The sequence below is a fragment of the Actinomadura sp. NAK00032 genome, assembly GCF_013364275.1.
Lineage (GTDB): Bacteria > Actinomycetota > Actinomycetes > Streptosporangiales > Streptosporangiaceae > Spirillospora.
On record NZ_CP054932.1, the window covers coordinates 3,266,361 to 3,291,037 of the forward strand.

At 72.4% G+C, this 24,677-nt stretch carries 27 protein-coding genes, 1 pseudogene and 1 riboswitch; of the genes and pseudogenes, 15 read left to right on the forward strand and 13 right to left on the reverse strand.

Going from position 1 to position 24,677, the window contains the following annotated elements; genetic code table 11:
• Positions 1–385: 385 nt before the first annotated feature.
• Positions 386–580, reverse strand: coding sequence for a DUF397 domain-containing protein (locus HUT06_RS45595; protein ID WP_368407028.1), 195 nt, complete (start codon positions 578–580; stop codon positions 386–388).
• Here HUT06_RS45595 and HUT06_RS44560 point away from each other — a divergent pair.
• Positions 531–812, forward strand: a complete 282-nt coding sequence (locus tag HUT06_RS44560) for a hypothetical protein (protein ID WP_176193781.1) — start codon at positions 531–533, stop codon at positions 810–812. The genes HUT06_RS45595 and HUT06_RS44560 overlap by 50 nt on opposite strands.
• 109 nt (positions 813–921) lie before the next feature.
• Here the strand turns inward: HUT06_RS44560 and HUT06_RS15315 are convergent.
• The 3 genes and pseudogenes from HUT06_RS15315 to HUT06_RS15325 form a co-directional block, all read right to left on the reverse strand.
• Positions 922–1,965: pseudogene (locus tag HUT06_RS15315) on the reverse strand (IS701 family transposase); the annotation flags it as partial.
• 221 nt (positions 1,966–2,186) lie between these two features.
• Positions 2,187–2,444 carry a DUF397 domain-containing protein gene (locus tag HUT06_RS15320; protein WP_176201378.1) on the reverse strand — a complete coding sequence of 86 codons (258 nt, stop codon included), beginning with the start codon at positions 2,442–2,444 and terminating at the stop codon, positions 2,187–2,189.
• 5 nt (positions 2,445–2,449) lie between these two features.
• Complete coding sequence (locus HUT06_RS15325) at positions 2,450–3,337, reverse strand: helix-turn-helix domain-containing protein (RefSeq protein WP_368406970.1); 888 nt, start codon at positions 3,335–3,337, stop codon at positions 2,450–2,452.
• 151 nt (positions 3,338–3,488) lie between these two features.
• Here HUT06_RS15325 and HUT06_RS15330 point away from each other — a divergent pair, with 151 nt between their 5' ends.
• On the forward strand, positions 3,489–4,265 hold the full coding sequence (locus HUT06_RS15330) for an anti-sigma regulatory factor (RefSeq protein ID WP_176196353.1): 777 nt from the start codon (positions 3,489–3,491) through the stop codon (positions 4,263–4,265).
• Positions 4,262–4,885 (forward strand): hypothetical protein, encoded by a 624-nt coding sequence (locus HUT06_RS15335; protein WP_176196354.1) that lies wholly within the window; start codon positions 4,262–4,264, stop codon positions 4,883–4,885. The genes HUT06_RS15330 and HUT06_RS15335 overlap by 4 nt, the downstream gene beginning before the upstream one ends.
• A 98-nt stretch (positions 4,886–4,983) precedes the next feature.
• On the opposite strand, the gene HUT06_RS15340 is transcribed toward HUT06_RS15335, so the two are convergent.
• On the reverse strand, positions 4,984–5,394 hold the full coding sequence (locus tag HUT06_RS15340; RefSeq protein WP_176196355.1) for a DoxX family protein: 411 nt from the start codon (positions 5,392–5,394) through the stop codon (positions 4,984–4,986).
• Positions 5,395–5,550: 156 nt separating this feature from the next.
• A riboswitch (FMN riboswitch) is annotated at positions 5,551–5,681 on the forward strand.
• Positions 5,682–5,752: 71 nt separating this feature from the next.
• Between HUT06_RS15340 and HUT06_RS15345 the strand changes: the two genes are divergently transcribed.
• From HUT06_RS15345 to HUT06_RS15375, 7 genes are all read left to right on the forward strand, one after another.
• Positions 5,753–6,346 carry a riboflavin synthase gene (locus tag HUT06_RS15345; RefSeq protein WP_176196356.1) on the forward strand — a complete coding sequence of 198 codons (594 nt, stop codon included), beginning with the start codon at positions 5,753–5,755 and terminating at the stop codon, positions 6,344–6,346.
• Positions 6,343–6,984: a nicotinamide riboside transporter PnuC gene (gene pnuC / locus HUT06_RS15350; RefSeq protein WP_176196357.1), complete on the forward strand. Its 642-nt coding sequence runs from the start codon at positions 6,343–6,345 to the stop codon at positions 6,982–6,984. Before HUT06_RS15345 ends, pnuC begins: the two co-directional genes overlap by 4 nt.
• Positions 6,981–8,207 carry a bifunctional 3,4-dihydroxy-2-butanone-4-phosphate synthase/GTP cyclohydrolase II gene (locus HUT06_RS15355; protein ID WP_302931806.1) on the forward strand — a complete coding sequence of 409 codons (1,227 nt, stop codon included), beginning with the start codon at positions 6,981–6,983 and terminating at the stop codon, positions 8,205–8,207. The genes pnuC and HUT06_RS15355 overlap by 4 nt, the downstream gene beginning before the upstream one ends.
• On the forward strand, positions 8,207–8,719 hold the full coding sequence (ribH, locus tag HUT06_RS15360) for a 6,7-dimethyl-8-ribityllumazine synthase (RefSeq protein ID WP_176196358.1): 513 nt from the start codon (positions 8,207–8,209) through the stop codon (positions 8,717–8,719). The genes HUT06_RS15355 and ribH overlap by 1 nt, the downstream gene beginning before the upstream one ends.
• 44 nt (positions 8,720–8,763) lie before the next feature.
• Positions 8,764–9,639 carry an ATP phosphoribosyltransferase gene (hisG, locus tag HUT06_RS15365; RefSeq protein ID WP_176196359.1) on the forward strand — a complete coding sequence of 292 codons (876 nt, stop codon included), beginning with the start codon at positions 8,764–8,766 and terminating at the stop codon, positions 9,637–9,639.
• Complete coding sequence (locus HUT06_RS15370; protein ID WP_254715193.1) at positions 9,632–10,078, forward strand: PH domain-containing protein; 447 nt, start codon at positions 9,632–9,634, stop codon at positions 10,076–10,078. Before hisG ends, HUT06_RS15370 begins: the two co-directional genes overlap by 8 nt.
• A gap of 72 nt (positions 10,079–10,150) precedes the next feature.
• Positions 10,151–10,777, forward strand: a complete 627-nt coding sequence (locus tag HUT06_RS15375; protein ID WP_254715194.1) for a Uma2 family endonuclease — start codon at positions 10,151–10,153, stop codon at positions 10,775–10,777.
• Positions 10,778–10,834: 57 nt separating this feature from the next.
• Here HUT06_RS15375 and HUT06_RS15380 read toward each other — a convergent pair whose 3' ends face one another.
• From HUT06_RS15380 to HUT06_RS15390, 3 genes are read right to left on the reverse strand one after another with little or no spacing between them, the layout of a single operon-like run.
• Positions 10,835–11,473 (reverse strand): hypothetical protein, encoded by a 639-nt coding sequence (locus tag HUT06_RS15380; RefSeq protein ID WP_176196360.1) that lies wholly within the window; start codon positions 11,471–11,473, stop codon positions 10,835–10,837.
• Positions 11,470–12,870: a selenium-binding family protein gene (locus HUT06_RS15385; RefSeq protein ID WP_176196361.1), complete on the reverse strand. Its 1,401-nt coding sequence runs from the start codon at positions 12,868–12,870 to the stop codon at positions 11,470–11,472. Before HUT06_RS15385 ends, HUT06_RS15380 begins: the two co-directional genes overlap by 4 nt.
• Before the next feature lie 31 nt (positions 12,871–12,901).
• Positions 12,902–14,164: a sulfite oxidase gene (locus tag HUT06_RS15390; RefSeq protein ID WP_176196362.1), complete on the reverse strand. Its 1,263-nt coding sequence runs from the start codon at positions 14,162–14,164 to the stop codon at positions 12,902–12,904.
• 159 nt (positions 14,165–14,323) lie between these two features.
• On the opposite strand from HUT06_RS15390, the gene HUT06_RS15395 reads away from it, so the two are divergent.
• Genes HUT06_RS15395 through HUT06_RS15410 form a run of 4 tightly spaced genes read left to right on the forward strand, consistent with a single transcriptional unit; the run spans position 14,324 to position 18,065 of the window.
• Positions 14,324–15,208 carry a MoxR family ATPase gene (locus HUT06_RS15395; RefSeq protein ID WP_302931881.1) on the forward strand — a complete coding sequence of 295 codons (885 nt, stop codon included), beginning with the start codon at positions 14,324–14,326 and terminating at the stop codon, positions 15,206–15,208.
• A gap of 3 nt (positions 15,209–15,211) precedes the next feature.
• Positions 15,212–16,336 (forward strand): VWA domain-containing protein, encoded by a 1,125-nt coding sequence (locus tag HUT06_RS15400; RefSeq protein WP_254715195.1) that lies wholly within the window; start codon positions 15,212–15,214, stop codon positions 16,334–16,336.
• The gene (locus HUT06_RS15405) at positions 16,329–17,453 is read left to right on the forward strand and encodes an XdhC family protein (protein WP_176196363.1); all 1,125 of its coding nucleotides are present in this window, start codon (positions 16,329–16,331) and stop codon (positions 17,451–17,453) included. Before HUT06_RS15400 ends, HUT06_RS15405 begins: the two co-directional genes overlap by 8 nt.
• 18 nt (positions 17,454–17,471) lie before the next feature.
• Positions 17,472–18,065: an NTP transferase domain-containing protein gene (locus tag HUT06_RS15410; RefSeq protein WP_176196364.1), complete on the forward strand. Its 594-nt coding sequence runs from the start codon at positions 17,472–17,474 to the stop codon at positions 18,063–18,065.
• Here the strand turns inward: HUT06_RS15410 and HUT06_RS15415 are convergent.
• Positions 18,043–18,513, reverse strand: a complete 471-nt coding sequence (locus HUT06_RS15415) for a MarR family winged helix-turn-helix transcriptional regulator (protein WP_176196365.1) — start codon at positions 18,511–18,513, stop codon at positions 18,043–18,045. The genes HUT06_RS15410 and HUT06_RS15415 overlap by 23 nt on opposite strands.
• Positions 18,514–18,589: 76 nt before the next feature.
• Between HUT06_RS15415 and HUT06_RS15420 the strand changes: the two genes are divergently transcribed.
• The gene (locus HUT06_RS15420; RefSeq protein WP_176196366.1) at positions 18,590–19,456 is read left to right on the forward strand and encodes a nitroreductase/quinone reductase family protein; all 867 of its coding nucleotides are present in this window, start codon (positions 18,590–18,592) and stop codon (positions 19,454–19,456) included.
• A gap of 52 nt (positions 19,457–19,508) precedes the next feature.
• Here HUT06_RS15420 and HUT06_RS15425 read toward each other — a convergent pair whose 3' ends face one another.
• From HUT06_RS15425 to HUT06_RS15440, 4 genes are all read right to left on the reverse strand, one after another.
• Positions 19,509–20,729, reverse strand: coding sequence for an aldolase (locus HUT06_RS15425; RefSeq protein WP_176196367.1), 1,221 nt, complete (start codon positions 20,727–20,729; stop codon positions 19,509–19,511).
• 102 nt (positions 20,730–20,831) lie between these two features.
• Entirely contained in the window at positions 20,832–21,740 is a 909-nt protein-coding gene (locus HUT06_RS15430; protein WP_176196368.1) for an aldose 1-epimerase family protein, read from the reverse strand.
• A 29-nt stretch (positions 21,741–21,769) separates the two neighbouring features.
• Positions 21,770–23,176 carry a DUF1116 domain-containing protein gene (locus tag HUT06_RS15435; RefSeq protein ID WP_176196369.1) on the reverse strand — a complete coding sequence of 469 codons (1,407 nt, stop codon included), beginning with the start codon at positions 23,174–23,176 and terminating at the stop codon, positions 21,770–21,772.
• A complete protein-coding gene (locus HUT06_RS15440) occupies positions 23,173–24,636 on the reverse strand; it encodes an FdrA family protein (RefSeq protein WP_176196370.1) in 1,464 nt (487 codons plus the stop codon). Before HUT06_RS15440 ends, HUT06_RS15435 begins: the two co-directional genes overlap by 4 nt.
• Positions 24,637–24,677: the final 41 nt, after the last annotated feature.

The following is a 24,677-nucleotide window of genomic DNA, read 5'->3' on the forward strand; positions in this document are numbered from 1 at the left end:
GCCTTTTGTGGTGGCTGTTATGGAAGCGCTGATCGCAGCATTATTACGGGCGGAGTGGCGACCTCGAACGTCAAGTTCAGCCTGGTAGAGCCGCTCCAACTCGCGCAGAGGCCCATGCGCGTGCGGCGGTGAGGTCGTGGGTGCGGCCGGTCGGGTGCCAAGACGTCCACAGGATCGTCCCGTGGGCCTGGCGCTGACCTGCACGTTCACGGACTGCGTCCATCCTTGGCCCCGGCCCCCGTCCCTCTACGGATGACTTGCGGAGTGTTGCCCTTAACGACCTGCGGATAAGGGCAACACTCCGCCGGTCAACGCGTCACGACTTACAGGTTGAGCCTGCCGCTCTTGATCTGGCCGATCAGGTCGCGGAACGTCTCTGGAGTGATCATGTGCCCGGGGCCGGCCGCGTCCTTGCTGTTGCGGACCAGTACGACCTCGGGGTGCCCGCCACCTCAACGCACGCCTGGCCGCCACCGCTGGACTTGCTGCTCCTGCGCCAGATCGCAGAGACTTCGACACACTCTTCGTTATTGCCGAGCGAACGGCTGCTCTTGTGCCGCGTCATCCGCGATGCATCCATCTCGCCCCACTTAATACTCCAGCCGCTTTTAGTGATCGATGAGGCGTTGTTGTCGTTGGTAGTGGCAGCGGCGGGCGCGTGCTTGGTGGCGGCGTCGCCAGTGTGGCCAGTGGATTCGGTGTCGGGGTGGGTGCCTGGGCTGGTGGAGATGGGCGTGCAGGCGGCGGATCTCGTTGACGGTGAGCGGGACCAGATCGTCGGGTTCGTCCCGGCCCGCGTCATTGGAGTGTGATCGTCCCTGCTGATCGGGCCCCCTGTGTGGCGAGGTCGTCAGCCTCGCCATCGTCGGTGCCGCCGGGGTCTGGGTTGGCGGGGTCTGGGGGCGGGTCGGCGGCCAGGAATGCCAGGTGCGCGTGGGCGACCATGGCCGGGGTGATGTGCCGGTACCAGGCGGTGTGCTTGCGGACCTGGTAGTGGTCCAGGCCGACCTCGTTCTTGGACGCTTGGAAGCATTCCTCGACGCTCCAGCGGGAACCGGCCACCCGCACCAGTTCGGGCAGGCCGACCGGCCGGTTGGCTGCGCATCGGTAGAAGGCCAGGTCGGTGGGGTCGCTGATCGACTGGCGGGCCAGCGCCCACTGGTGTTCCCCCTGGTGTTCACCGAGGCCGATCCACGCCCAGTCGTACCAGCGGCGGCCCTTGGCCCCGTCCCCGCAAGAGAGCGCTTGCCACGCCGTCCGGTCCAGGTCGGCGAACGCGGCGTCGGCCCCGGGTGCGGGCGCCGCCGAGCATGAGCGGGTGGTCGCAGGAGACCGCGAACACGTAGTTCACGCCGCGGCCGGTGCAGCGGTGGCGCAGCGCGGTTTGTCGCCGTAGGCCTCGTCGCCGGTCAGCCACCCGAACACCAGCAGCGGGTCGTCGCAGGCCCGTTCGATCATCCGCCAGGCCAGCTCCGGCTTGGTCGCGAACTGTGCCCGCTCCGGGACGCCCGTGTCGGCGAGCCTGCCGGGGTCGGCGAACCAGGATTCGGGCAGATAAAGCTCCCGGTCGATGAGCAACCGCTGTTGGTCGGGGTTCACATACGAGTAGAACACTCCGATCTGGCAGTTGGTGATCTTGCCTGCGGTGCCGGTGTACTGGCGCTGCACACCCGCCGAGCGGCGGCCCTTGTTCTCAAACCCGGTGTCGTCGACAACCAGCACTCCGCCGGCGTCGCCGAGCCGCTCGGCCACTTGCGCACGCAGAGCGTCCCGCACCAGGTCGGCGTCCCAGCGGTCATGGTTGAGCAGCCGCTGCATCCCGTCCGGCCGCGTGTCCCCGGCGAACCCCGCCAACGACCAGCCGTTCTTGCGCTCCAGTCCGCTCAGCAGACCCAGCAGATACGACCAGGCCCGCACCCTGGGCTCCCGCCGGCCGAAGAACGGAGCCACCACCTGCGCGAACAGCTCATCGAACCCATCAGCCCACCCGGCCGGGTCGACATCTTCTACAGTGGGCGGCATGGCCACCGCCGATCGTCTGGTTCCAACACACCCACACGATCACAGCGGTGGCCGTCTCACGTTCCGGCCTCGATCAGACCGAGATCTCCAAATGCGGCTGGAGTATTAACGACCTGCGGATAAGGGCAACACGCCGCAGGTCAACGTAGGGCGCGCTTCCTGTACTACAGGTCGAGCCCACCGCTCTTGATCCGGCTGACCAGCTCCCGGAACGCCGTGGGCGTCACCATGTGCATCGGGCCGCCAACGTCCTTGCTGTCACGGATCAGCACGGTCTCAGAGGCGCTCGCCACCTCGACACACTGCTCGTTGTTGCCGAGGGAACGAGTGCTCTTTCGCCAGGCCGCAGCGACCTCGACGCACTCTTGGCCGCCAGCGCTGGACTTGCTGCTCTTGCGCCAGTTCGTCCTAGAAAGCTCCATGGCTGTCACTCAATCAATCTTGTGAGGTATGCGCTAGTTGCGGCAGGATCTGTAGCCCTGGCGCGTAGCAGATCAAACCTGGCCATGTAGCGCTCTAGCTCATCCTCCTCCTCCATCATGCGGTCGTCGATCGTGGTTTCGAGGTAGACGATGTCTCGGTCAGCGGCTCCGGGGAACTTCAGATAAACGAACGGTTCGCTGGTGCCTGGGTAGACTCCGTCAGCGATCTTGAGGATCTGTACGTCGACGTTAGGTCTCCCTGAGACCTTGATGAGATGGCGAATCTGCTCCGACCGTACGTGGGGGCTGCTGATCCGAAGCAACGCGTTCTCATCGATCAGCGCATGGAAGCGGCAGGGAGATGACCGTTTCGTGAGGATCATCTGGCGTTGCGTCCGGGCATCGATGTGGCGCTTCAGTTCGGCGTCGTCAACCATGCCCGCATCGCGATTGATCATCTCGACGTATCCAGGTGTTTGAAGCAGGCCCGGCACGAGTGTGGTTTGGAACGCGTAGATTTCTGAGGCGCCCGCCTCCAGCCCCACGAAGTCGTCCCGGAAGACGTCGTTGTACCTGCGCCACCAGCCGCGCTGGCGAGCCTCCCGGGTGAGCATGATCAGGGCTTCGCGGTCACTGCCCTCGACGCCGTACAGCTCGCAGAGGTCGGCGACGGCGTCGCTGCTCGGTTCGACCCATTTGGCCTTTTCGATGTAGTTGAGCTTCGTGTGACTCCAGTTGAGCTGCCTGCATACCTGGGCTGTCGTCATGCCGCACTGTTTTCGCAGGTCAACCAATTTCCGGCTGAGTGCACGCTTCTTGATCGTCGGACTGTATCCGCTAGCGCGAATGTCTGACATGTCCATTCCTTCTATTTTGTGGGTATTTAGTTTCATGATCGCAAGAATCTGGATTATCTATCTCGCTTAGCCTTGCGATCTAGGTGCGAATGACTTCATTATCTAGCCCGTAACGCAGCGTTCGCAGCCGATTACGGAAACGATCTTGCTGCTTCGGACATAGACCCCTCGTGTAGAGGAGACCCCCATGGTTCACGGCCATCTCCCTGATCTGGTGCTCGGCGGGTGTTCGGCGTGGCCGCTGCCCGCCGACGAGACCTGCGCCGGTGTGGCCCGCGCACACCTTCGGGTGGCGCTGACGGCGGCCAAGGTGCCGGGCGAACTCGTCGAGGACGTCACGCTCGCGGCGTCGGAGCTGGTGACGAACGGCCTCAGGCACGGCATCGGCGGCGCGTCGGGCCGCGCGGAGGCGGCGCCGGGGCGGCGCGTCCTCGAGCTGTGGGCCTACCACCGGGTCACGCCGGAGAGCCAGCTCGTGTTCAAAGTGTTCGACCCGAAGCCCGAGTGGACGCGTCCCGGCAAGGCGGTCGGCGCGTGGGCGGAGAACGGCCGGGGAATGGCGGTCGTCGACGCGCTCTCGTCGGCGTGGGGCTGGCACCGGACGCGGTCCAGGCTGGGGCCGCTGCCGGTACCGGGCAAGGCGACCTGGTTCTGCGTCCCGGCCGCCCGGACGTGTGCGCCCCCGGCACGCCCGCTCCCGTGGGAGGCGGCCGTGGTGCTGCGCCGCCTGCTGGTCGCCAGAGGGCTGGACGGCACGCGCTGCCACCACGGGTCCGACCGTTCGGTGGTCGCGGTGCGGGGCCTGACGGTCTGGTCCGAGCCGCCGGGCGTGTTCCGGTGGCGCGTCCGGCCGGGGACGCGGAACGCCTACGCGTGCAGGCCCTTCGCGGATCTGCACGATGTCGCCGACGAGGTCGTCTGCCACCACGAGCGCGGTGTCGTTTCCGGAGACGACGTCCGATGACGGCTCGTCCCGAGGAATCGCTCGTCCGAGAAGCACGGGACGCGGCCCTCGCCGTCCTCGCGCGGGACGACTCGGCCGCCGAAGCGAGCCGGACCTTGGCCGGTGCGGTGGCCATGCTCGCCGACCTCCTGGACGCGCATCGTCCCACGGGAGCGGCGGCGTGTCCGGCGTGCGAGACAGCGGCGCCCTGCCCGACCATGCGTCGCGTCGCCGCCGCGCTCGTCTCGCACGGGGCCTGGCAGGGTGCTCCGCTTGACCGCGGTGCTGCGTGGGCGTGTGCGGACGCTCACTTCAACCGCTCGGCCGCGGGCGGCGCACGGCGGCTCGTCTTGCTCAGTGATCTTGGCGCCTTCTACGTCGCTAGGGGCGTGTCGGCGGTGCTGCCCGAGCCGCCGCAGGTTCCGGTGCCCGGCGGGGAGACTGTGCTGGTCCTCGACAAGGCGAGTGGCCGGACGAGTCGGTGGCCCCTGCTTCCGGACGCTGACCTGATCGTCCAGTACCGGCGCTACCTGCGCGGCGAACCGATGATCCTCGACGGGCGGCCGACCGCCGAGCGGCCTCTTCGCCCCCGGCTCTTCCAGAGGGGCGCTTGGGCGATCCGCAGTTCCCCGATTCCGTGAGGCGGGCCGTGGCTGCGGCATCGCCGGGCCGCGCGCCGGACGCGGACGAGGTACCGAGCCGCGCCGCCGGGGCCGCTCGGCGGCGCGGACCGCCGGGGTCAGGTGAAGAGGGGGCCTACAAGGTTCAGGCCGGGGTGGTTGTCGGAGGCGTACAGGACGAACAAAGCCAGGGCGCCGCCGGCCAGGGAGAGGTCCTTGAGGAACTGCTGCTGCTCCATCTGGCGCGCCTCCGGGGACTCCTGCTTCCAGAAGTCGTGGAACACGAACGCCGTGACGAGCAGGAACGGGACGAGGGCGATGGCGGCGAGGTCGGGCCAGATGCCGAGGATGAGCAGGGCCGACGCGAGCAGGATGTAGGCGCCGGAGACCTGCACGGCGAGCTTGGCCATGGGCAGCTTCTTCGCGGCCGCGTAACCGGCCATGGCCTCGGTCGCGGTGAAGTGGCCGACCGCGGCGCCGATGAAGATCGCGGTGAAGGCGATGCGGGCGATGAGGGCGACGACGTCCATGACTGCCTCCTGGGGGAAAAGTCCGTCATGCGTCACTTGTGGCGCAGGGTGTACCCCGACTCCAAGATCGTTGAACGTTCAATCCCGGACGGCCAGTGGCGATGGTCACACGGGACGCGGAATGGAATGCATGGCACACTGGTTGGCAAAGCATGAACGCGTGCTCCGGGGTCGGTGAAATTCCGAACCGGCGGTGACAGTCCGCGACCCGGCCGAAGCCATCGGCCGGTTGACCCGGTGAAACTCCGGGACCGACGGTGAAAGTCCGGATGGGAGGCAGCGCGCGGTACGCCCCTGACCATGGGGCGTACGACGATGTATGAGCGTCCCCGGAGCCCTGAACTAGGAGGCCCGGGAGATGTTCACCGGCATCGTCGAGGAGCTCGGCGAGATCGTCGCGATGGATCCCCAGGGAGACTCGGTCACCCTCGCGATCCGCGGCCCGCTCGTCACCGAGGACGCCGTCCACGGCGCGTCGATCGCCGTCAACGGCGTCTGTCTCACCGTGGTGGACGTCAAGGACGGCGTCTTCACCGCCGACGCCATCAAGGAGACCCTCGACAAGTCCAGCCTCGGCGCGCTGGAACCGGGCTCGAAGGTCAACCTGGAACGTCCCGTACGGCTCTCCGACCGGCTCGGCGGGCACCTCGTGCAGGGCCACGTCGACGGCGTCGGCGCGATCATCTCCCGCGAGCCGGGGGAGCGGTGGGACGTCGTGACGGTCTCCCTGCCCGCTGACCTCAGCCGCTACCTGGTGAACAAGGGCTCCATCACCATCGACGGCATCAGCCTCACCGTCGTGGAGGCTGGCACCGACCGGTTCAGCGTCGCGCTCATCCCGACCACGCTCGCCCTTACGACGCTCGGCCACAAGAAGCCCGGCGACCCCGTGAACCTCGAAGTGGACGTCGTCGCCAAGTACGTCGAACGCATGCTGGGCGACCGGTCGTGAACTGGCTCGACGCGGGCTTCGAGGTGTTCGGCGAGCACATCCTCTGGACCGACCTCACCGGGAACGTGCTCTCCCTCGCCGTCGTCTGGCTCGCCATGCGCAAGACCCTCTGGACGTGGCCGGTGCAGCTCGTCGGCGCGCTGCTGCTGCTCGCCGCGTCCCTGCACGCGAGCGTCCCCGGCAACGCCCTCAAGCAGGTGCTGTTCTGCGGCCTCGCCCTGTACGGGTGGGTCATGTGGACGCGCGGACGGCGGCAGACCGACGTCATCGTCGTCCGGCAGGCGACCCCCAGGGAACGCGTCGTCCTGCTCGGCGTCCTGGTGGCCGGCACGGCCGTGGTCGCCCAGCTGTTCGCCCACCTCGACTGGCTGCAGGTCGCCTGGTCGCCGTGGGCCAACGCCTACATCTTCGTCGGCAGCGCCGTCGCGACGTTCGCGCAGAGCCGCGCGCTGGTCGACTTCTGGATCGTGTGGGTGCTCGTCGACCTGGTCGGGGTGCCGCTGGCGTTCAAGTCCGGGCTGTACGTCTCCGGCGCGGTCTACGGGATCTTCTTCGTGATGGTGATGGTCGGGTTCAGGAACTGGCTCCGGGAGTCCCGGAGCGTGCAAACCCCCAGGCAGAAGGCGGTGACCGCATGAGCAGCGGCAACGACACGGGAATCTTCGACTCCATCGAGGCGGCGATCGCCGACATCGCGGCGGGACGCCCCGTCGTGGTCGTCGACGACGAGGACCGCGAGAACGAGGGCGACATCATCTTCGCCGCGTCCAAGGCGACGCCGGAGCTGCTCACGTTCACCATCCGCTACACCAGCGGCGTCATCTGCGTCCCGATGGAGGGCGCCGACCTCGACCGGCTGCAGATCCCGCTGATGACGGCGCAGAACACCGAGCGGATGCGCACCGCCTACACCGTCAGCGTGGACGCGCGCCTCGGCGTCACCACCGGCATCTCCGCCGCCGACCGGGCCAAGACGATCCGCACCCTGTGCGACTCGGCGTCGGAGCCGGGCGACCTCGTCCGCCCCGGCCACATCTTCCCGCTGCGCTACCGGGAGGGCGGCGTCCTGCGGCGGCGCGGCCACACCGAGGCCGCCGTCGACCTCGCCCGGCTCGCCGGGCTCGCCCCCGCCGGCGTCCTCGCCGAGGTGGTGAACGAGGACGGCACCATGGCGCGCCTTCCCGAACTCCAGGTCTTCGCCAAGGAGCACGGGCTCAAGCTCGTCTCCATCGAACAACTCGCCGAGTACCGCCGCCGCACCGAGGCGATGGTCACCCGCGTCGTCGAGACCCGCCTGCCCAACCGGTTCGGGACGTGGCGCGCCGTCGGATTCTCCAGCGCCATCGACGGCGGCGAGCACATCGCGCTCGTGCTGGGCGAGGTCGGCGAGGGCGAGGACGTCCTCATCCGGGCCCACTCGGAGTGCCTCACCGGCGACGTCCTGCACTCCGAGCGCTGCGACTGCGGAACCCAGCTCGACGCCGCCATGGAGCGCATCGCGCAGGAGGGGCGCGGCGTCGTCCTCTACCTGCGCGGGCACGAGGGGCGCGGCATCGGCCTGCTCGCCAAGCTCCAGGCGTACGCGCTCCAGGACAACGGCTCCGACACCGTGGACGCCAACCTGGAGCTGGGGCTCCCGGCCGACGCGCGCGAGTACTCCAACGCGGCGCATATGCTGCGTGACCTGGGCGTACGCTCTATCCGGGTGCTGACCAACAACCCCGACAAGCTCAAGGGCCTGGACGGCTTCGGCGTGGACGTGCGCGGACGCGAGGCCATGCCCGTCGTCGTGACCGAGCACAACCGGCGCTACCTGACGGTCAAGCGGGACCGTCTCGGACACCAGATCGAGGGACTCTGATGAGCGGAGCGGGACGCCCCGAGGACAGGACCGTCGACGCCGCCGGGCTCACGCTCGGCGTCGTCTGCACCCGCTGGCACGGGCAGATCACCGACCGGCTGCTGGAGCGCTCGCTCGCCGCAGCCAAGGAGTGCGGGATCGACCAGCCCGTCGTCGCCCGCGTCGCCGGCGCGCTCGAACTGCCCGTGGTCGCCCAGCAGATGGCCCGCGACTTCGACGCGGTCGTCTGCCTCGGCGCGGTCATCCGGGGCGCCACCGCCCATTTCGACTACGTCTGCGACTCGGTGACCGCGGGTGTGACCCGCGTCGCGCTCGACGAGTCGACTCCGGTGGGCAACGGGGTCCTCACATGTGACACCATTGAGCAGGCACTGGAACGCAGCGGGCTGCCGGGCAGCTCCGAGGACAAGGGATGGGAGGCGACTGTGGCCGCACTCGACACGGCACTGACCCTGCGAGGTCTGCGGCATCACGGTCACGCCGGGCACGGCCTGGAGCATCTGGGCTCCTGACCATCCGGGCATCCCGTACGCATCCTCATCCGAAAGGCAATTCCGTGCTGTCACTCGTCCTGCCCAAGGGGTCGCTGGAGAAGGCGACCATGCAGCTGTTCGACGCCGCCGACCTCACCGTCCAGCGCACGTCGGACCGCGACTACCGCGCCTCCATCGACGACCCCCGCATCGACCGGGTCCGGGTCCTGCGCCCGCAGGAGATCCCGACCTACCTGGAGCAGGGGCTGTTCGACCTCGGCATCACCGGCCGCGACTGGATCACCGAGACCGACGCCGACGTCGTCAGCCTCGGCGAGCTGAAGTACTCCAAGGCGACCGCCAACCCGGTCCGCGTGATCATGGCGGTGCCGGACGGCGCGCCCTGGCAGTCGGTGTCGGACCTGCCGGAGGGCGTCCGGATCTCCACCGAGTTCCCGGCGATGACCAAGCGGTTCCTCGACCAGCACGGCGTGAAGGCCACGGTCGTCCCGTCCTACGGCGCGACCGAGGCGAAGGTGCCCGACATCGTGGACGCGATCGTCGACCTCACCGAGACCGGCTCGTCGCTGCGCAAGAACGGCCTGCGCATCCTCGACACGCTGCTGACCAGCTACACCGAGCTGGTCGCCAACCGCGAGGCCTACGAGGACGCCGACAAGCGCGCCGCGATGGAGGACATCGCCCTCCTGCTGCAGGGCGTGATCCGCGCACGCGGCAAGGTGCTGCTGAAGCTGAACGTCGCGGAGGCCGACCTGCGGAACGTCCTCGACATCATGCCCGCGATGTCGTCGCCCACGGTGACCTCGCTCGCCGGCGGCGAGTCGAACGCCGTGGAGTCGGTGGTCGCCAAGCGCGGCGTCAACACGCTGATCCCGGCGCTGAAGGCGGCGGGCGCGCACGACATCCTCGAGATCCCCATCGCGAAGATCGTTGACTGACACTCCGGCACTGCCGACCGTGTGGCGCCCCCGCACCACCCGGATCGTCGCCTACATCACGGCGGGCGTGATCATGCTCGGCCTGGTCGTGCTCGCCGTGGTGGTGCCGGAGCAGTACAAGCTGTTCGACCGCGTCCTGATGGTGGGGTTCGGCGCGGTCGTCGCGTGGATCCTGCACATGCTCGCGCGGTGCCGCGTCGCCGCCGACGAGTCGGGCGTCACGGTCGTCAACGCCTTCAACACCCGCCGCCTGGAGTGGCCGCAGATCCTCGACGTCACCATGAACGTCGGCGACCCGTGGCCCACCCTCGACCTGGCGGACGGCACCTCCATCGGCGCCATGGGCATCAACGGCGCCGAGAAGGCCCTCGCCGCCCGCCAGCTCACCGAACTCCAGTCTCTCCTGCGCGCCAGGGGCGAAGCCCCCGACCCCGCCTGACGTCCCCGACCCGAGGTCTTGTTCTAGGCTGTTGCCAGGACCAGGGCGACGCTCGTGTGCAAAAGTAAGCGCATGAGCGCTCAGAGTGTCGAGGCGATCGCAGAAAGTGGTCACATGGACGCCGCACCGCTGCCAGACTGGGTGATCCCCCCGCCGGGCGGTTTCACCGCCGACGACTTCCTGCGCATGCGCGGTCTGCCCCGGCACACCGAGCTGGTCGACGGGGGCCTGGTCTTCGTGAGCCCGCAGCGCAAGTGGCACGTCCGGGTGATCAATCTGCTCCGGGACGAGCTCGCTCGGCAGGCGCCCGAGGATCTGTGCGCGGATCGGGAGATGACCGTCAAGCTCGGTGGGCGCCAGGCGCCCGAGCCCGACGTTCTCATCGTCTCGGCTGAGGCGTACGAGCGAGACGAGCCGTCGACCTACTATCTACCCGAGGATGTGCTGCTGGCGGTCGAGGCGGTATCGCCCGATTCCGAGATCCGTGATCGGGAGACCAAGCCGCGCAGGTACAGGGAAGCCGGCATCAAGCACTACTGGCGGGTCGAGGAGGACGAGGGTCGGACCATTGTGTACGTCTATGAGCTCGAACCCGCCAGTGACGCCTACGCGCTGACCGGCATCCACCACGACCAGCTCAAGGTGACGGTGCCGTTCGACATCGAGATCGACCTGACCGCCGTCGGCAAGCGCCGCTAGACCTCCGCGGATCATGCTCGCCTTCGGTCGGCCGGCGTCGCCAAGGGGCCTTGGGCGTCACAGGGCGGTGAAGAGGGTGACGGTGCCGGCGCCGATGAGGGCGACGGCCCAGACGCGGTCGAGGTTGAACCAGGCGCGCCGCAGCACCGCCAGGCCGACGATCTCGTAGACCAGCACCGCGATGACGCCCGCCACGGCGAACATCGACAGCGTGTGCACGGCCGTCACGAAGATCCCCGTGGACAGGGCGCTCCCGGACGACGACGCCAGCCCGTGGTCGTGGCCCGCCGGGGCCGTCCCGGACGCGGTGAGCACGGGCAGCAGCATCAGCCCGGCGCCGTGCACCGACGACATCAGGAACGACCAGCCGGCGAGCTGCCACAGCGAGATCCGCATCCCGACCCAGCGGAAGTGGCGGCGCGACAGCAGCCGCCACAGCCCGAAGCCGACCAGCAGCGCGCCGCCGCCGATCGCCACCGCCTGCGTCGCGACGACCGACCGGGTCAGCGCGATGAGCACCGCGACGGCGCCGACGGACGCGGCGTGCCCCGCGGCGATCGCCGGGAGCGACTGCAGGACCAGCGCCCTGCTGCGCTCCTGGAGCCCGCGCGCCACCGCGAACAGCCAGCCCATCGCCGGATTGACCCCGTGGAACGCCCCGAGCACCACCAGCGCCGCGAGCGACCCGTCGTTCACGGGTAGCAGTAGGAGTCTGAGGAGGCGTCGCCGCCCTGGAGGCGGGTCTGGTGGGGGCGGCGGCCGCGGAAGGCGTCGCCGTTGGGGAAGAAGCGCTCGTCGAAGGCGAAGCCGTCCGGGGTGGAGTCGAGTTTCGCCATCCACGCGCCGACGCCGTCGGGGTAGAACTGGTCGTCCCACGAGCCGTAGAGCGAGTTGGTGACGTAGACGCGCTCGCCGTCGCGGCTGATCTCGACCATCTGCGGACCGCCGGCGAGGGGGCGGTCCGGCGCGGCCGGGTGCGGTGTCCGGTTGACGATGCCCCCGATGCGGACCGAGCCGGCCTCGACGGGGTTGAAGGGGTCGCTGACGTTGTAGCGCTTGAGTTCGCCGGTGCCCCAGCACGAGACGTACAGCCACTGGTCGTCGACGGACAGGTCGATGTCGGTGACGAGCGGCGGCACCGCGCCGAACGGCTGGATGACCGGCGGCAGGTCGGCGGGGTCGGCGGGTTCGGCCGGGATGGTGATGACCTTGGTGGCCGTCCAGGCGTCGCCGTCGCGGTGCCAGACCCAGACGGACGCCGACAGGTCCTCGACGTTGACGACCACGCCGGCGAAGCCGTACAGCTTGGTCGGGTCGTGCGCGGGGCGCAGCTCCAGCACCATCTGGTGCTCGTCGCCGAGGTCCACGGTCTGGACGTGCTTGCGCTTGCGCAGGTCGAAGAAGTTCAGCGCGTGCCCGTACTTGCGGCCGAGCAGCAGCTCGCCGACGACGCCGTCCTCCACCATGGACGGGGTGCCCCACTCGGACGTGACGAGGACGTCGTGCGCGATGTGCCACCACGCGTCGTAGGCGAGGTACTGCGGGCCCCGGTCGACCTCCCAGCGGCCGAGGACGTCGAACGAGGTGTGGTCGAGCAGCGCGATGCCGCCCGGCCCGTCCTCGCCGTTGGCGCCGCCGAGCGCCGTCAGGTACAGGCCCTCGGGCCCGCAGTGGACGGTGTGGGGCCGCGAGTACCCGGCGCGCTTGGCCAGCTCGTCCGCCTCCAGAATCTTGACGATCTTGGGAGCGGTGGGGTCGTCCTTGGTGTCGATCACATAGACCCGCGACGACCGCAGCCCCGGCACGATCAGGTACCGGCGCTCCACGTGCGGATGCGGCGACCCCGGGCACAGGGCGCTGCTGCACGCGTTCCACCCGAAGTGGTGCAGTTCGTCGCCGAGGTAGGGCAGTTCCGTCCAGCCCACCACGGACCCGTAGGACGACGAGTCGGGGTCGACGTCCAGGACCGCGAGCGCGTCGGGTTTCGCGGCGGCACGGTCGAAGGCGACCACGTAGGCGAGCTTCTCGGCGGGGGCCGAGGCCGCGTCGCGGGGGGAGGCGTAGAAGGTCGGATCCGGCTTCCACAGTGCCATGGTCGTCCTCTCGTGCAGGGGGTCGGGTCGTTCAGGAGACGGTGACCGGGTGCCGTACGACGGCGCCGAACAGGTAGCCGAGGGTGTTGTAGGGGGCGTTGAAGGGCTGGGACGCGCCGGTCTCGTCGGTGGCGCGCGCCAGCAGCTCGTGGTGCCCGGAGGCGTGCGGCCTCCAGGGGAACTCCCAGCGCGTCCAGCCGCGCGGGTCGGGGCGGTCGAGGAGGCGGGCGGGGCGCCAGGTGGTGCCGCCGTCCACGCTGATCTCGGTGCGCCGGATGCGGCCGCTGCCCGACCAGGACCGGCCGCGCAGGGTCTGCGGCCTGGACGGAAGGGACGCCTCCCAGGGCAGTTCGAAGGCCGCCTTGACGTTCGTTCGGGTCAGCGGCGGCGACCCCTCCGCCGGGTAGCCGGGGCCGAAGAGCCGGTAGAAGCGGGTGTTCCACGGGGAGTACAGCGGTTCGGCGGCCACCTGCACGTCGCCGAGCCACTTGATGGACGCGATCCCCGTCCAGGACGGCACGACCAGCCGGACGGGGTGCCCGTGGTCGGGCGGCAGCGGGGCGCCGTTCATCTCGTAGGCGAGGAGGACGTCCTTCATCGCCTTGGCGACGGGGAGGGGACGCCGCACGCGGCCGAGGTTCTCGCCCTTGTCCACATAGTCAGCGTCCAACCCGCGCGGCAGGATGTCCACGGCCTCACGGGTAATACCTGCGAGCCTCAGCACGGTCGAGAGCCGGACCCCGCGCCAGCGCGCGACGCCGACCGCGCCGAGCCTCCAGGGCGTGCCGGAGACCTGCTGGCCCTGCTGGGAGGCGTAGAACCCCCGCGCGTTGCCGGTGCATTCGATGAAGGCCGTGATGGTCTCGGAGGGCAGCCGGAGCAGGTCGCGGTAGGAGAACTCGCGGGGACGCTCCTCGGCGGGGGAGCCGTGCAGCCCGGTTCCCCAGAGCTTGAGCCGCCAGGTGCGCGCGTCGATGAGCGGTGTGGCGACGTGGTTGCGGACGAAGAACCGGTCGGCCGGGGTGAGCGGGCCCTGGCCGCGCATGGCCTCCCACCGCATCTCGGCGTTGGTGCCGTGCGGGATGAACAGCTCGGGCGGCAGCGGCTTCACGATTCCCGTGGCGCCGTCGGCCGCCGCGGCCCGCGCCGCGGCGGCGGGGACGGCGGCGGGGACGGCGAGCGCGGCGCCGGCGCCCGCCGACAGGCGCAGCATGCCCCGCCGGGACAGTGCGCGGACGTGCTCGTAGGCCGCCTCGTCGGTGAGGTCGGGTTCCTTCCGGTGACCGGGTCGCATGGTCCGATGCTCGCGGGCGGCGCCCTCAAAGTCAACTTTCCCTACCTATTTCATATGAATTGTCACCCGGCGCGGCGGGCTACGAAAACGCAAGGGCGCGGGCCATGTGACTTGCGTCTCCCGCCGAGTAGCCTCGATGCCGTGGGTGAGACGGCGTCGATGACCATGGACCGGGTCGGATCTCCCGCGCAGCTCGCGGGCCTGCTCGACCGGCACGCCTACCTGTGCGACGAGGGGCTCGCCACGGCGTGCTTCCTCGCGCTGCGGATGGGCCGGCCGCTGTTCCTGGAGGGCGAGGCCGGCGTCGGCAAGACCGAGCTGGCCAAGACGCTCGCGCGGGGCCTCGGCGCGCCGCTGATCCGGCTGCAGTGCTACGAGGGCCTGGACGCCTCCCAGGCCCTCTACGACTGGGACTTCCCGCGCCAGCTGCTGCACCTGCGCGCCGCCGAGGCGGCGGGCGTGAGCGATGTGTCGCGGCTGGAGGGCGAGCTGTACGACCGGCGGTTCCTGCTGGCCAGGCCGCTGCTGCGGGCGCTGGAGACCGCGCCGAGCGTCCTGCTGGTGGACGAGCTCGACCGCGCCGACGACGAGTTCGAGGCGTTCCTGCTGGAGGTCCTCAGCGACTTCACGATCACCGTCCCGGAGCTCGGCACGATCCGGGCCGAGCGCCCGCCGGTCGTCGTGGTCACCTCCAACCGCACCCGCGAGGTGCACGACGCGCTCAAGCGGCGCTGCCTGTACCACTGGCTGGAGCACCCGTCGTTCGACCGCGAGGTCGCGATCATCAGGCGGCGGCTGCCGGACGCGGCCGAGCGGCTCGCCGGGCAGGTCGCCCGCGCCGCGCAGCGGATGCGCGGGGCCGGCCTGCTGAAGCCGCCCGGCGTCGCCGAGACCCTCGACTGGACCGAGGCCCTGGTGGCGCTCGGCGTCCGCGAGCTCGACCCGGCGTCGGCGGCGGTCACGCTCGGCGCCGTGCTCAAGTACCGCGAGGACCAGCAGCGCCTCCTCGGCGGCGGGCTCGAGGCCCTGCTCAACGGGGGCTGAGCCGTGCGGCGGGACGTCACCGAGACCCTCGTCGGGTTCGCCCGGACGCTGCGCGCGGCGGGCGGCGCCGCCGATCCCGAGCGCGTCCAGGCGATGCTGGCGGCGCTCGACCACCTCGACGTCCTCGACCCGAACGACGTGTACTGGGCGGGCCGGCTGACGCTGTGCGCCGACCCCGACGACCTTCCCCGCTACGACCGGTGCTTCGCCGCGTACTTCTCCGGCGCGACGGCGCGGCCGGGCCGGCGGACGCCGCCGCCCGTGGTCGTCCGGCGGATGGCGGTGCCCGACGCGGGCGCACGCGGCGGCGCGCAGGAGGACGGCGACCTGACGACGGCCACGGCCAGCGAGACCGAGGTGCTGCGCGACCGGGACGTCGCGCGGCTGAGCGCCGCCGAGCACGCCGAGGTCGCCCGGCTCATCGCGCTGCTGGACGCGGGAGGGCGGCGGCGCAGGTCGCGCCGGTTCGCGCCCGCGTCCGCCGGGCGGCTCGACCCGGCCCGGACGGTCCGCGAGACGCTGCGGCGCGGCGGCGAGACGTCCCTGCTGCGGCACCGGGCGCACCGCACCCGGCCGCGCCGCGTCGTGCTGATCGTGGACGTCAGCGGCTCGATGAGCCCGTACGCGGACGCGCTGCTGCGGTTCGCGCACGCCGCCGCCCGGTCCGGCGGCCGCGGCGTGGAGGTGTTCAGCGCCGGGACGCGGCTCACCCGCCTCACCCGCGAGCTGCGGCACCGCGACGCGGACGCGGCGATGGCGGCGGCGTCGGCCGCCATCCCGGACTGGAGCGGCGGCACCCGGCTCGGCGAGGAGCTGAAGGAGTTCCTCGACCGGTTCGGGCAGCGCGGCCTGGCCCGCGGCGCGGTCGTGGTGATCGCCTCCGACGGCTGGGAGCGCGGCGACGCGGCGCTGCTCGGCGACCAGATGGCGCGGCTGCGCCGGCTCGCCTACCGCGTCGTGTGGGCGAACCCGCACAAGGCGCGGCCCGGGTACGAGCCGCTGACGGCGGGGATGGCGGCGGCGCTGCCGCACGTCGACGACTTCACCTCCGGGCACAGCCTGGCGGCGCTGGAGGAACTGGCCCGCATCGTCGCGGGCACCGCGGGAAAGGGGAGCGCTCATGCGTGACGTGCTCGGCGACATCGCCGGCTGGTACGCGGCGGGGGAGACGTTCGGTCTCGCGACCGTCGTGCACACCTTCCGCAGCGCGCCGCGCCCGCCGGGCGCCGCGATGGCGGTGTCGCCCGGCGGGGAGGTGGCGGGCAGCGTGTCCGGCGGCTGCGTGGAGGGCGCCGTCTACGAGCTGGCGCAGTCGGTGCTGGAGACGGGCGTACCGGTCGTGCAGCGGTACGGGGTGAGCGACGACGACGCGTTCGCCGTCGGGCTGACCTGCGGCGGCATCCTGGACGTGCTGGTGGAGCCGGTCGGCCCCGCCACGTTCCCCGAGTTCGCCGAGGTCGCGGCGGCGATCGAGCGGCACGAGCCGGTCGCGGTCGCCACCGTCGTCGCCGGGCCCGGCCGCATCGGCGCCCGCCGCGTCGTGTGGGCCGACCGGGCCTCCGGGTCGCTCGCGCCCGGCGAATCGCACGCCGCCCGCCTCGACGCGGCCGTCGACGACGACGCGCGCGGCATGCTCGCGCAGGGCCTCACCGGGCAGCGGCACTACGGGCCGGAGGGGGAGCGGCGGCTGGACGACCTGTCGGTGTTCGTCCACTCGTTCGCGCCGCCGCCGCGCCTGCTGGTGTTCGGTGCGATCGACTTCGCCGCGGCCGTCGCGCGGGTCGGCGCGTTCCTCGGCTACCGCGTGACGGTGTGCGACGCGCGGCCGGTGTTCGCCACGCCGAAGCGGTTCCCCGAGGCCGACGAGGTGGTGGTGAAGTGGCCGCACAAGTTCCTGGAGGAGGAGCGCGGCACCATCGACGCGCGCACCGCGATCTGCGTGCTGACCCACGACCCCAAGTTCGACGTGCCGCTCCTGGAGGTGGCGCTGCGCACGGACGCCGGCTACATCGGCGCGATGGGCTCGCGCCGCACCCACGACGACCGGCTCGCCCGGCTGCGGGAGGCGGGGCTGACCGAGGCCGAGCTGGCCCGGCTGCGCTCGCCGATCGGCCTGGACCTCGGCGCCCGGACGCCGGAGGAGACGGCGGTGTCGATCGCGGCGGAGCTGGTCCAGCTCCGCTGGGGCGGCTCGGGGCGGCCGCTCACCGACACCAGCGGCCGCATCCACGCCGACGCGCCCTGACGGCACTACCCTCGCGGGATGACGTTGCACCGCGCGGACGCCCCGGCGGGCCTGCTGCTCGCGGCGGGGGAGGGCAGCCGGCTCGGGCGCCCCAAGGCGACCCTGGAGCTGGACGGCGAGCGCCTCGTCGACCGCGGCGTCCGCTTGCTGCGGGACGGGGGCTGCGCCCCGGTCCTGGTGGTGGCGGGCGCGGCGCAGATCGAGGTGATCGGCGCCGTCGTCGTCCCCAATCCCGGCTGGCGCGACGGCATGGGCTCGTCGCTGCGCACCGGGCTCGCCGCGCTGCCGCCGGGCTGCCCGGCCGTGGTGGTCGCGCTCGTCGACCAGCCGCTCGTCACCCCGGCCGCCGTCCAGCGGCTCGTCGCCGCCTATGAGGCGGGCGCGGGGATCGCCGTCGCCACCTACGGGGGAGCGCCCCGCAACCCCGTGCTGCTGAGCGCGGAGCACTTCGCGGGCGTCGCGGAGGCGGCGGTCGGCGACCGGGGAGCGCGCGGCTACCTGCGCGCCCACCCGGAGCTGGTCACCCCGGTCCCGTGCGACGGCGTCGCCGCGCCCGACGACATCGACACGCCGGACGACCTGGCGGCCTTCACCCGCCGCGAGCCTCGGTGACCGCGCGCTCGTAGGCGAGCAGCGTGTCGATGAACAGCCGCCGCTGCGCGGGCGTGAGCGGCTCCAGCGCGGTGCGCCAGGCGCCGGCGCCCTGACCGAGCCACCCGTTGATCGCGGGCAGGTGCTCGCCGGCGACGCTGACGATGGTGCGGCGCCGGTCGGCGGGGTCCTCGCGGCGCAGCAGGATGCCCTGCCGGCTGAGGTCGCCGACCATCAGGCTCACCGTCGCGGGCGCCACCTCCAGCCGCGCGGCGAGGGCGTTCACCGTCAGCGGGCCGTCGAACAGCAGGTAGGCGAGCAGCGACAGGTGCCGGGGCGCGAGGTCGAAGGAGGCCAGCTCCGCCGGCACCTTGATCTTCTTGGCCGTGGACACCAGCCGCGGCATCAGCAGCAGCATCGTCCGGATGCCGTCGTCGACGTCCGGCCCGGCGCTCTCTTCGGTTGACATTGGCTCTGCTTCCAAAATAGCTTTGCTATCAAAGCAAAAGATTCTCTGATCGCGTCCAGGATAGGAGGCCGCGTCCATGAGCGACTGGAACCGGCAGGTCATCGAGGAGTTCCGGGCCGGCGGCGGGCGGGTCGGCGGGCCCTTCGAGGGGGCCGACCTGCTCCTGCTCACCAGCACCGGCGGGAAGACCGGCGCCCCGCACACCACGCCGCTCGGCTACATGGCGGACGGCGACCGGCTGCTGGTGTTCGCCTCCAACGCGGGGCAGCCGCACGACCCGGTGTGGTACCGCAACGTCCGCGCCGACCCGCGCGTCACCGTCGAGGTCGGCACCGAGACCTTCGAGGGCGTCGCGCTCCCCGTCGAGGGCGAGGAGCGCGACCGGCTCTACGCGCTGCAGGGCGAGCGCGTCCCCGCCTACGCCGAGTACCAGCGGCAGACGAGCCGCGTCATCCCGGTCGTCGCCGTCCACCGCGGCCACCTGGAAGGACGGGGCGCCGCCATCGGCGACGAGCTGATCAGGATCCACGACGACCTGCGCGCCCGGCTGGCGGACCTGCGCGCCGACGTCGACGCCTTCTACGCCGGCTCCCGCGACGTCCCCGACCTGGCGCGGCAGCTCCGCGAGCACTGCGTCTCGGTCTGCGGCGTCCTCGGCGAGCACCACGACAACGAGGAGGCGCGCGCCTTCCCCCGCCTGGAGGCCGAGTTCCCCGGCCTCGCCCCGGTGATCGGCAGGCTGCGCCGCGAGCACGTCGCCGTCACCGGGAACCGGCTGCGGCTCCAGGCCCTGCTGGACGACGCCGCCTCCCGCGACCCGGACGACGTCCGCGCCGAGCTCGACAAGATCACCGCCGAACTCGACGCCCATTTCGCCTACGAGGAGGAGCAGCTCCGCACCGTCATGAACGCCGTCGGCCCGCTCTGGAGGCCGGCCCGGTAGCCCGCGGCCCGGTTGCCCGGCAGCCCGCGGCCAGGACGCCGGCAGTCCAGGGCTAGGAGGCCGGGAGGACGCTCTCGTCCAGCGCGCCGCAGTCGACCGCGCGGCGCAGCCGGGCCGTGAGCGCCTTGATCGTGGCGGGCTCGTCCAGGAAGCCGCTCGTGCCCCCCGCCGCCTGCTCGTGCCATGCCCGGACCCGCCCGATGACCTCGTCGGCGCCGGTCAGGTGGAACGCGTACACGGCCGCGTACCGGCTCGGCAGGTGCGCGGGGTGCAGGTCCCAGCCCTGGTAGAAGCCGTGCGCGAGGGAGTGCCTGACGTGCGCCGCGTGCGCCGCCCACGCCGCGTTGACCTCGTCGGGCCCGTCGTTGCGCGGGACGACGTTGGTGGAGCCGTCCGACAGCCGCACCCCGGTCCCGGCGAGCGACACCTGCATCAGGTGGCGGGCGAAGTCGCAGGCCGGATGGTCGAGCCGCTGCTCGTGCGGCGGCAGCCCCAGCGCGGCGGTGTAGTCGAACACGCCGAAGTGGGCGGCGGTGACGCGGCCCTGCGCGGCCTCGACGAGCGGGCCGAGCCCGACCCGCCCCTCGGCGTGGTCGATGAGCGACTGCGGCGTCTCGACCTGGATCTCGAACCGCAGGATGCCCTGCGGCAGCCCGAGCGCGCCCTCCAGCCGGTCGAGGAACTCGGTGAACAGCCGGACCTGCTCCACGCTCAGCACCTTCGGGAAGGTGATCGTGAACCCGCCGGGCAGCCGGCCGAGCCGGTCGCGCAGCGCGGTGAGGAACCCGTCCAGCGTCCGCATCGCCCGCTCGTGGCCGCCGTCGGCGAACGACTTCACCCGCACCCCCCAGTAGTGGGGGAGGCCCTTCACCTGGTACGCGGCGGCGACGGCCTCCACGACCTGCGCGACGTGCCCGTCCTCCTCGGCGTCCGCGCGCACGCCGTAGCCGTCCTCGAAGTCGATCCGCACGTCCTCGACGGGCTCGGCGGCGAGCTTGGCCGCGACCCGCTCGCGCACCGGCCCGGCCAGCTCCGGGTCGAGGCCGAACGCCGCGCCGAACGACCCGGCGCCGGGGGTGTGCGTGTTCAGCAGCCGCAGCGCCTCCGCGCCGAAGTCGGCGGGCGTCGAGCGGGAGAACCGGTCGGCCGGCACGTACACCGTGTGCACCGGCTGCCGGCCCTCCGCGCCGCCGGGGAAGCGCTCGCCGTGCGCGTCGCGGGCGGCGGCGATGCGCGCGGACAGGTCGTCGAACGAGGACACACTGAGGTTCACCCCGCAATGATCCCCCAACCCCCGCCCGCCGGGGAACCGGTCGCGGCGGATCGGTCGCCCGCGATCGGCCGCGCGATCGGCCGCGCGATCGGCCGTGCGCGGTCAGCCGCCCGCGACGATGCCCCACGTGCCGTGGAACTCCGCGCCCGGCTCCAGGTGGACGAGGCCCTCCCCGGACGCGAACGCGTTCGGCGGGCACGTCATCGGCTCGACGCCGAGGCCGCCGCGCGGCGCCGGCGCGTTGTCGGCGGTGTAGATCTCCATCCACGGGTGCGCCTCGTCGGCCCACAGCCGGACCGTCCGGCCGCCGCCCGACAGCACGACCCAGACGCGGCCGTCGCCGTCGCGGTTCAGGTCGGCGAACGCGTTGTCGATCCGGCGGTCGCTGAGCAGCGGCCCGGTCCGCAGGTCGTACTTCGTGCCGGTGACGTCCTCGGACGGCCCGGACGGGATCATCCGGTCGTCCACCGGCACGTACCGGTCGGCGAGCAGGTGGACGGTGCAGGCGTCGATCGGCTCGCCGACCGTCAGGTAGGGGTGCGCGCCGTGCCCGTACGGCGCGGTGTTCGTCCCGGGGTTGCGGGCGGACATCCGCACGTGCAGCCCGGTCGCGGCGTCCAGGGTGTACTCGGCCTCCAGGTCGAGGCGGAACGGGTAGCCGCCCGTCGCGAGCAGGCGGTGGGTCAGCCGCACCCGGTGCGGCTCATGCTCGGCGACCTGCCAGGACGCCCACCGCACCAGCCCGTGGATCGCGCAGTCGCGGTCGGGCTCGGACAGGTCCAGCTGGTGCTCGGCGCCGCCGTAGGAGTAGCGGCCGCGGTCGATCCGGTTCGGCCACGGGACCAGCAGGTGCCCGAACGCGGCCGGGGCCGGCTCGTCGGCGCCGTGCGACAGCACCAGCGGCCGCCCCTCGTGGGCCAGCTCCCGCAGGCTGGCGCCCGACTCGGTGACGACGGCCTGGTACGGCCCGGCGCTCAGGGCGTACTGCTCTCCGGTGATCGACTCGCTCATGCCCCGGACGCTACCCCCTGGGACCGCCGCTACGCGATCTCCGCGAGGGCGTGCAGGGCGTCGGCGAACACGTTCGACGGCGGTTCGACGAGCCCCGCTCCGACCTGGCCGGTGCCGGCCTCCCGGCCCGCGATCCCGGTGTCGATGACGGGCAGGATCCCGGTGCGGACGACGCGCGCGGCGTCGATGCCGACGGGCGTGCCGCGAAACGACAGCAGCGGGATCTGCAGCGCCGGGTGCTCGGCCATCGTGATCTCGTACATCCGCTGGGTGGCGGCGACCGCGTCGGGCACCTCGCCGCCGACGAACCGGACGATCGCGGGCGCGGCGGCGAGCGCGAACCCGCCCGTCCCGGCCGTCTCGGTGATCGCCGAGTCGCCGATGTCGGGGTTGGCGTCGTCCGGGCCGTAGGCGCCGAGGTACAGGCCGTCCGGGACGCCGGCGGGGCCGGTGAACCAGCGGTCGCCGGTGCCCGACACCTGGATGCCGAAGTCGGTGCCGTTGCGGGCCATCGCCACCACCAGGCTCGACCCGGGGACGCCGCGGGCCGCGTCCGCGCACGCCTTCGCCGCCGCCATCCCCGCGTTCAGGAAGAAGTGGTCGTTGCCCGCCGCGAACCGCAGCGCCTCGGCGGCCCGGTCGCGGGGCACCTCCTCGGCGGCGATGAGGTCGGGCGCCAGCTCCCGCAGCAGCAGCGACGTCGCCGCGCGGTTGCGGTTGTGCAGCTCGTCGCCCATCTGCAGCGCCTGCGCGATGACCGACACCAGGTCGAGGGGGCCGTGCCGCCGGACGGCCGCCCGCAGCGCCGGGCCGAGCACCTCGCCCATCCAGGTCAGCCGCTCGATGACCTCCGGCCCGTACGCGCCGTACCGCAGCACCTTCCCGAGGCCCTCGTTGAGGGAGCAGTACGCGGTGCCGCCGTGCTCGGCGTCCTCCACCACGAACATCCACATGGACGGGCTGACGACGCCCGCCATCGGCCCGACCGTCGCGTGGTGGTGGCACGGTTCGAGGACGGCCGTGCCGCGCTCCAGCGCGTGCCGCGCGCCGAGCGGCGTCTCGGCGAGCCCTTCGAGGAGCATCGCCCCGATGAGCGCGCCCCGCATCGGGCCGGACGCGCGCTCCCACTCCAGCGGCGGGCCCGCGTGCAGGAACGTGCCCGGCTCCAGGCCGAGGACGTCCCGCGCCGGGCGCACGTCCACCAGGTGGGGGCGTGCCGTCACCATGCGCCGCACCGCGCGGGCGTTGGCCTCGGAGTGGCCCGGGGCGCCGAGCACCGCGGCGAGCGCCGCCTCCGTCCCGGCCGGCGGGGGCCGCCAGTCGACCGCCCGCACCGGGACGGCCTGCTCGGCGAGCGCGTCCGCCAGCACCTCCACACCGGCGGTGACGACGCGCGGCTCGCGTGCCAGCAGCCCGCCCAGCCGCTGCTCGGTCATGCCGGAACCCCTTCCACGGTGCGCAGGGCGTGCCGGGTCGCCGCCGCGTTGGAGGCGAACACGTCGGCGCCCGCGCCGCACAGCGCCGCGGCCTGCCGGTCGCGGCCCTGCGGGTCGGCCGGCGTCCCGCACAGCGACACCACGACCGCGAGGCCGGGCCGGTCGCGGACGGCGGCGGCGACGGCCGGGGCGAGCGCGCCCGCCGGATCGGGGTCGGCGCCGTGGCCGAGCACCACGTCCAGCAGCAGCACGCCGCACGCCGGGTCGGCGGCCTCGGCCGCCAGGGCCTCCAGCCGCAGCGCCGGGTCGATCATCGGGTGCGCGCGGCCCCGCGTGTAGGCGTCGTCGCCGAAGTCGGTGAACCGGTGGCCGCGCGCCTCCAGGTCGCGGCCGAGCGCCTCCGCGGCGATCATCGCGGCCTCGTCCCGCAGGGTGCCGCCCGCGAACAGCCCGCGCAGCGCCCGCCCGCGCGCCGGCGCGGGTGACGGGGCGGGCGACGGGGCGGGGCGGGGGGCCGCGGTCCAGCGCGGCCACTGCGGGACGGCGCGGCCGAGGGCCGTCAGCACCTTCTCCGCGGCCCGGGTCAGGTCGTCCTCGCCGGGCATCGGCAGCGCGAACACGACCGGTGTGTCCAGCCGCCGGGCCGCCTCCCGGATCAGGTCGAGGACCTGCGGCGCGGGCGGCTTGGACACCAGCACGATCAGCTCGGTGCCCGGGTCGGCGTCCAGCGCCGCGAGCGCCGCCAGCGCCGACCGGCCGCTCACCTCGGGCGACAGGTCGCGGCCGCCGACGCCCAGCACGTGGCTCACCCCGGTGCCCGCCGCGTCCAGCAGGCACATCAGCTGCTGCGCGCCCGTCCCGGACGCCGCGACGACGCCCACCGGCCCCGGCCGGACCGCGTTCGCGAACCCCAGGCCCGCGCCGCCGACCACCGCCGTGCCGCAGTCGGGGCCCATCACGATCAGGCCGCGCCGCGCCGCCGCCTCCTTCAGCGCGATCTCCTGGGCCAGCGGCACGTTGTCGCTGAAGATCATCACGTTGAGGCCGGCGTCGAGCGCGTCCATCGCCTCGGGGAACACGTGCGGGCCCGGCACCGACAGCAGCGCGACGGTCGCGTCCGCTCCCGCCGCCGCCGACCGGGTCGTGCGCGGCGGCGCCGGCGCGCCGAGCGGCCCGCCGCCGGCCGCCGGGCGGGACGCCTCGGCCAGCAGCCCGGCGAGCGCCTCCCGCGCCTCGTCGAGGCCGCCGCCGTCCGCCCGGATCGCCACGACCAGGTCGTCGGGGCCCGTCCCGTCCGGCACGGCGAACCCCATCCGCGCGAGCATCTCGCGGTTCAGCTCGGTGCCCATGGCCACCATCGCCCCGCCGACGCCGGGCCGCTCCGCCAGCCGCCGGCTGACCCGCATGAGCGTGACCGAATCGTGGTAGCTCCCCCGACGCACCTCGACCCAGTCGCTCATACGCGCACCCTGCGGGGGGTCGACCCCCCGCACCCCCCGGT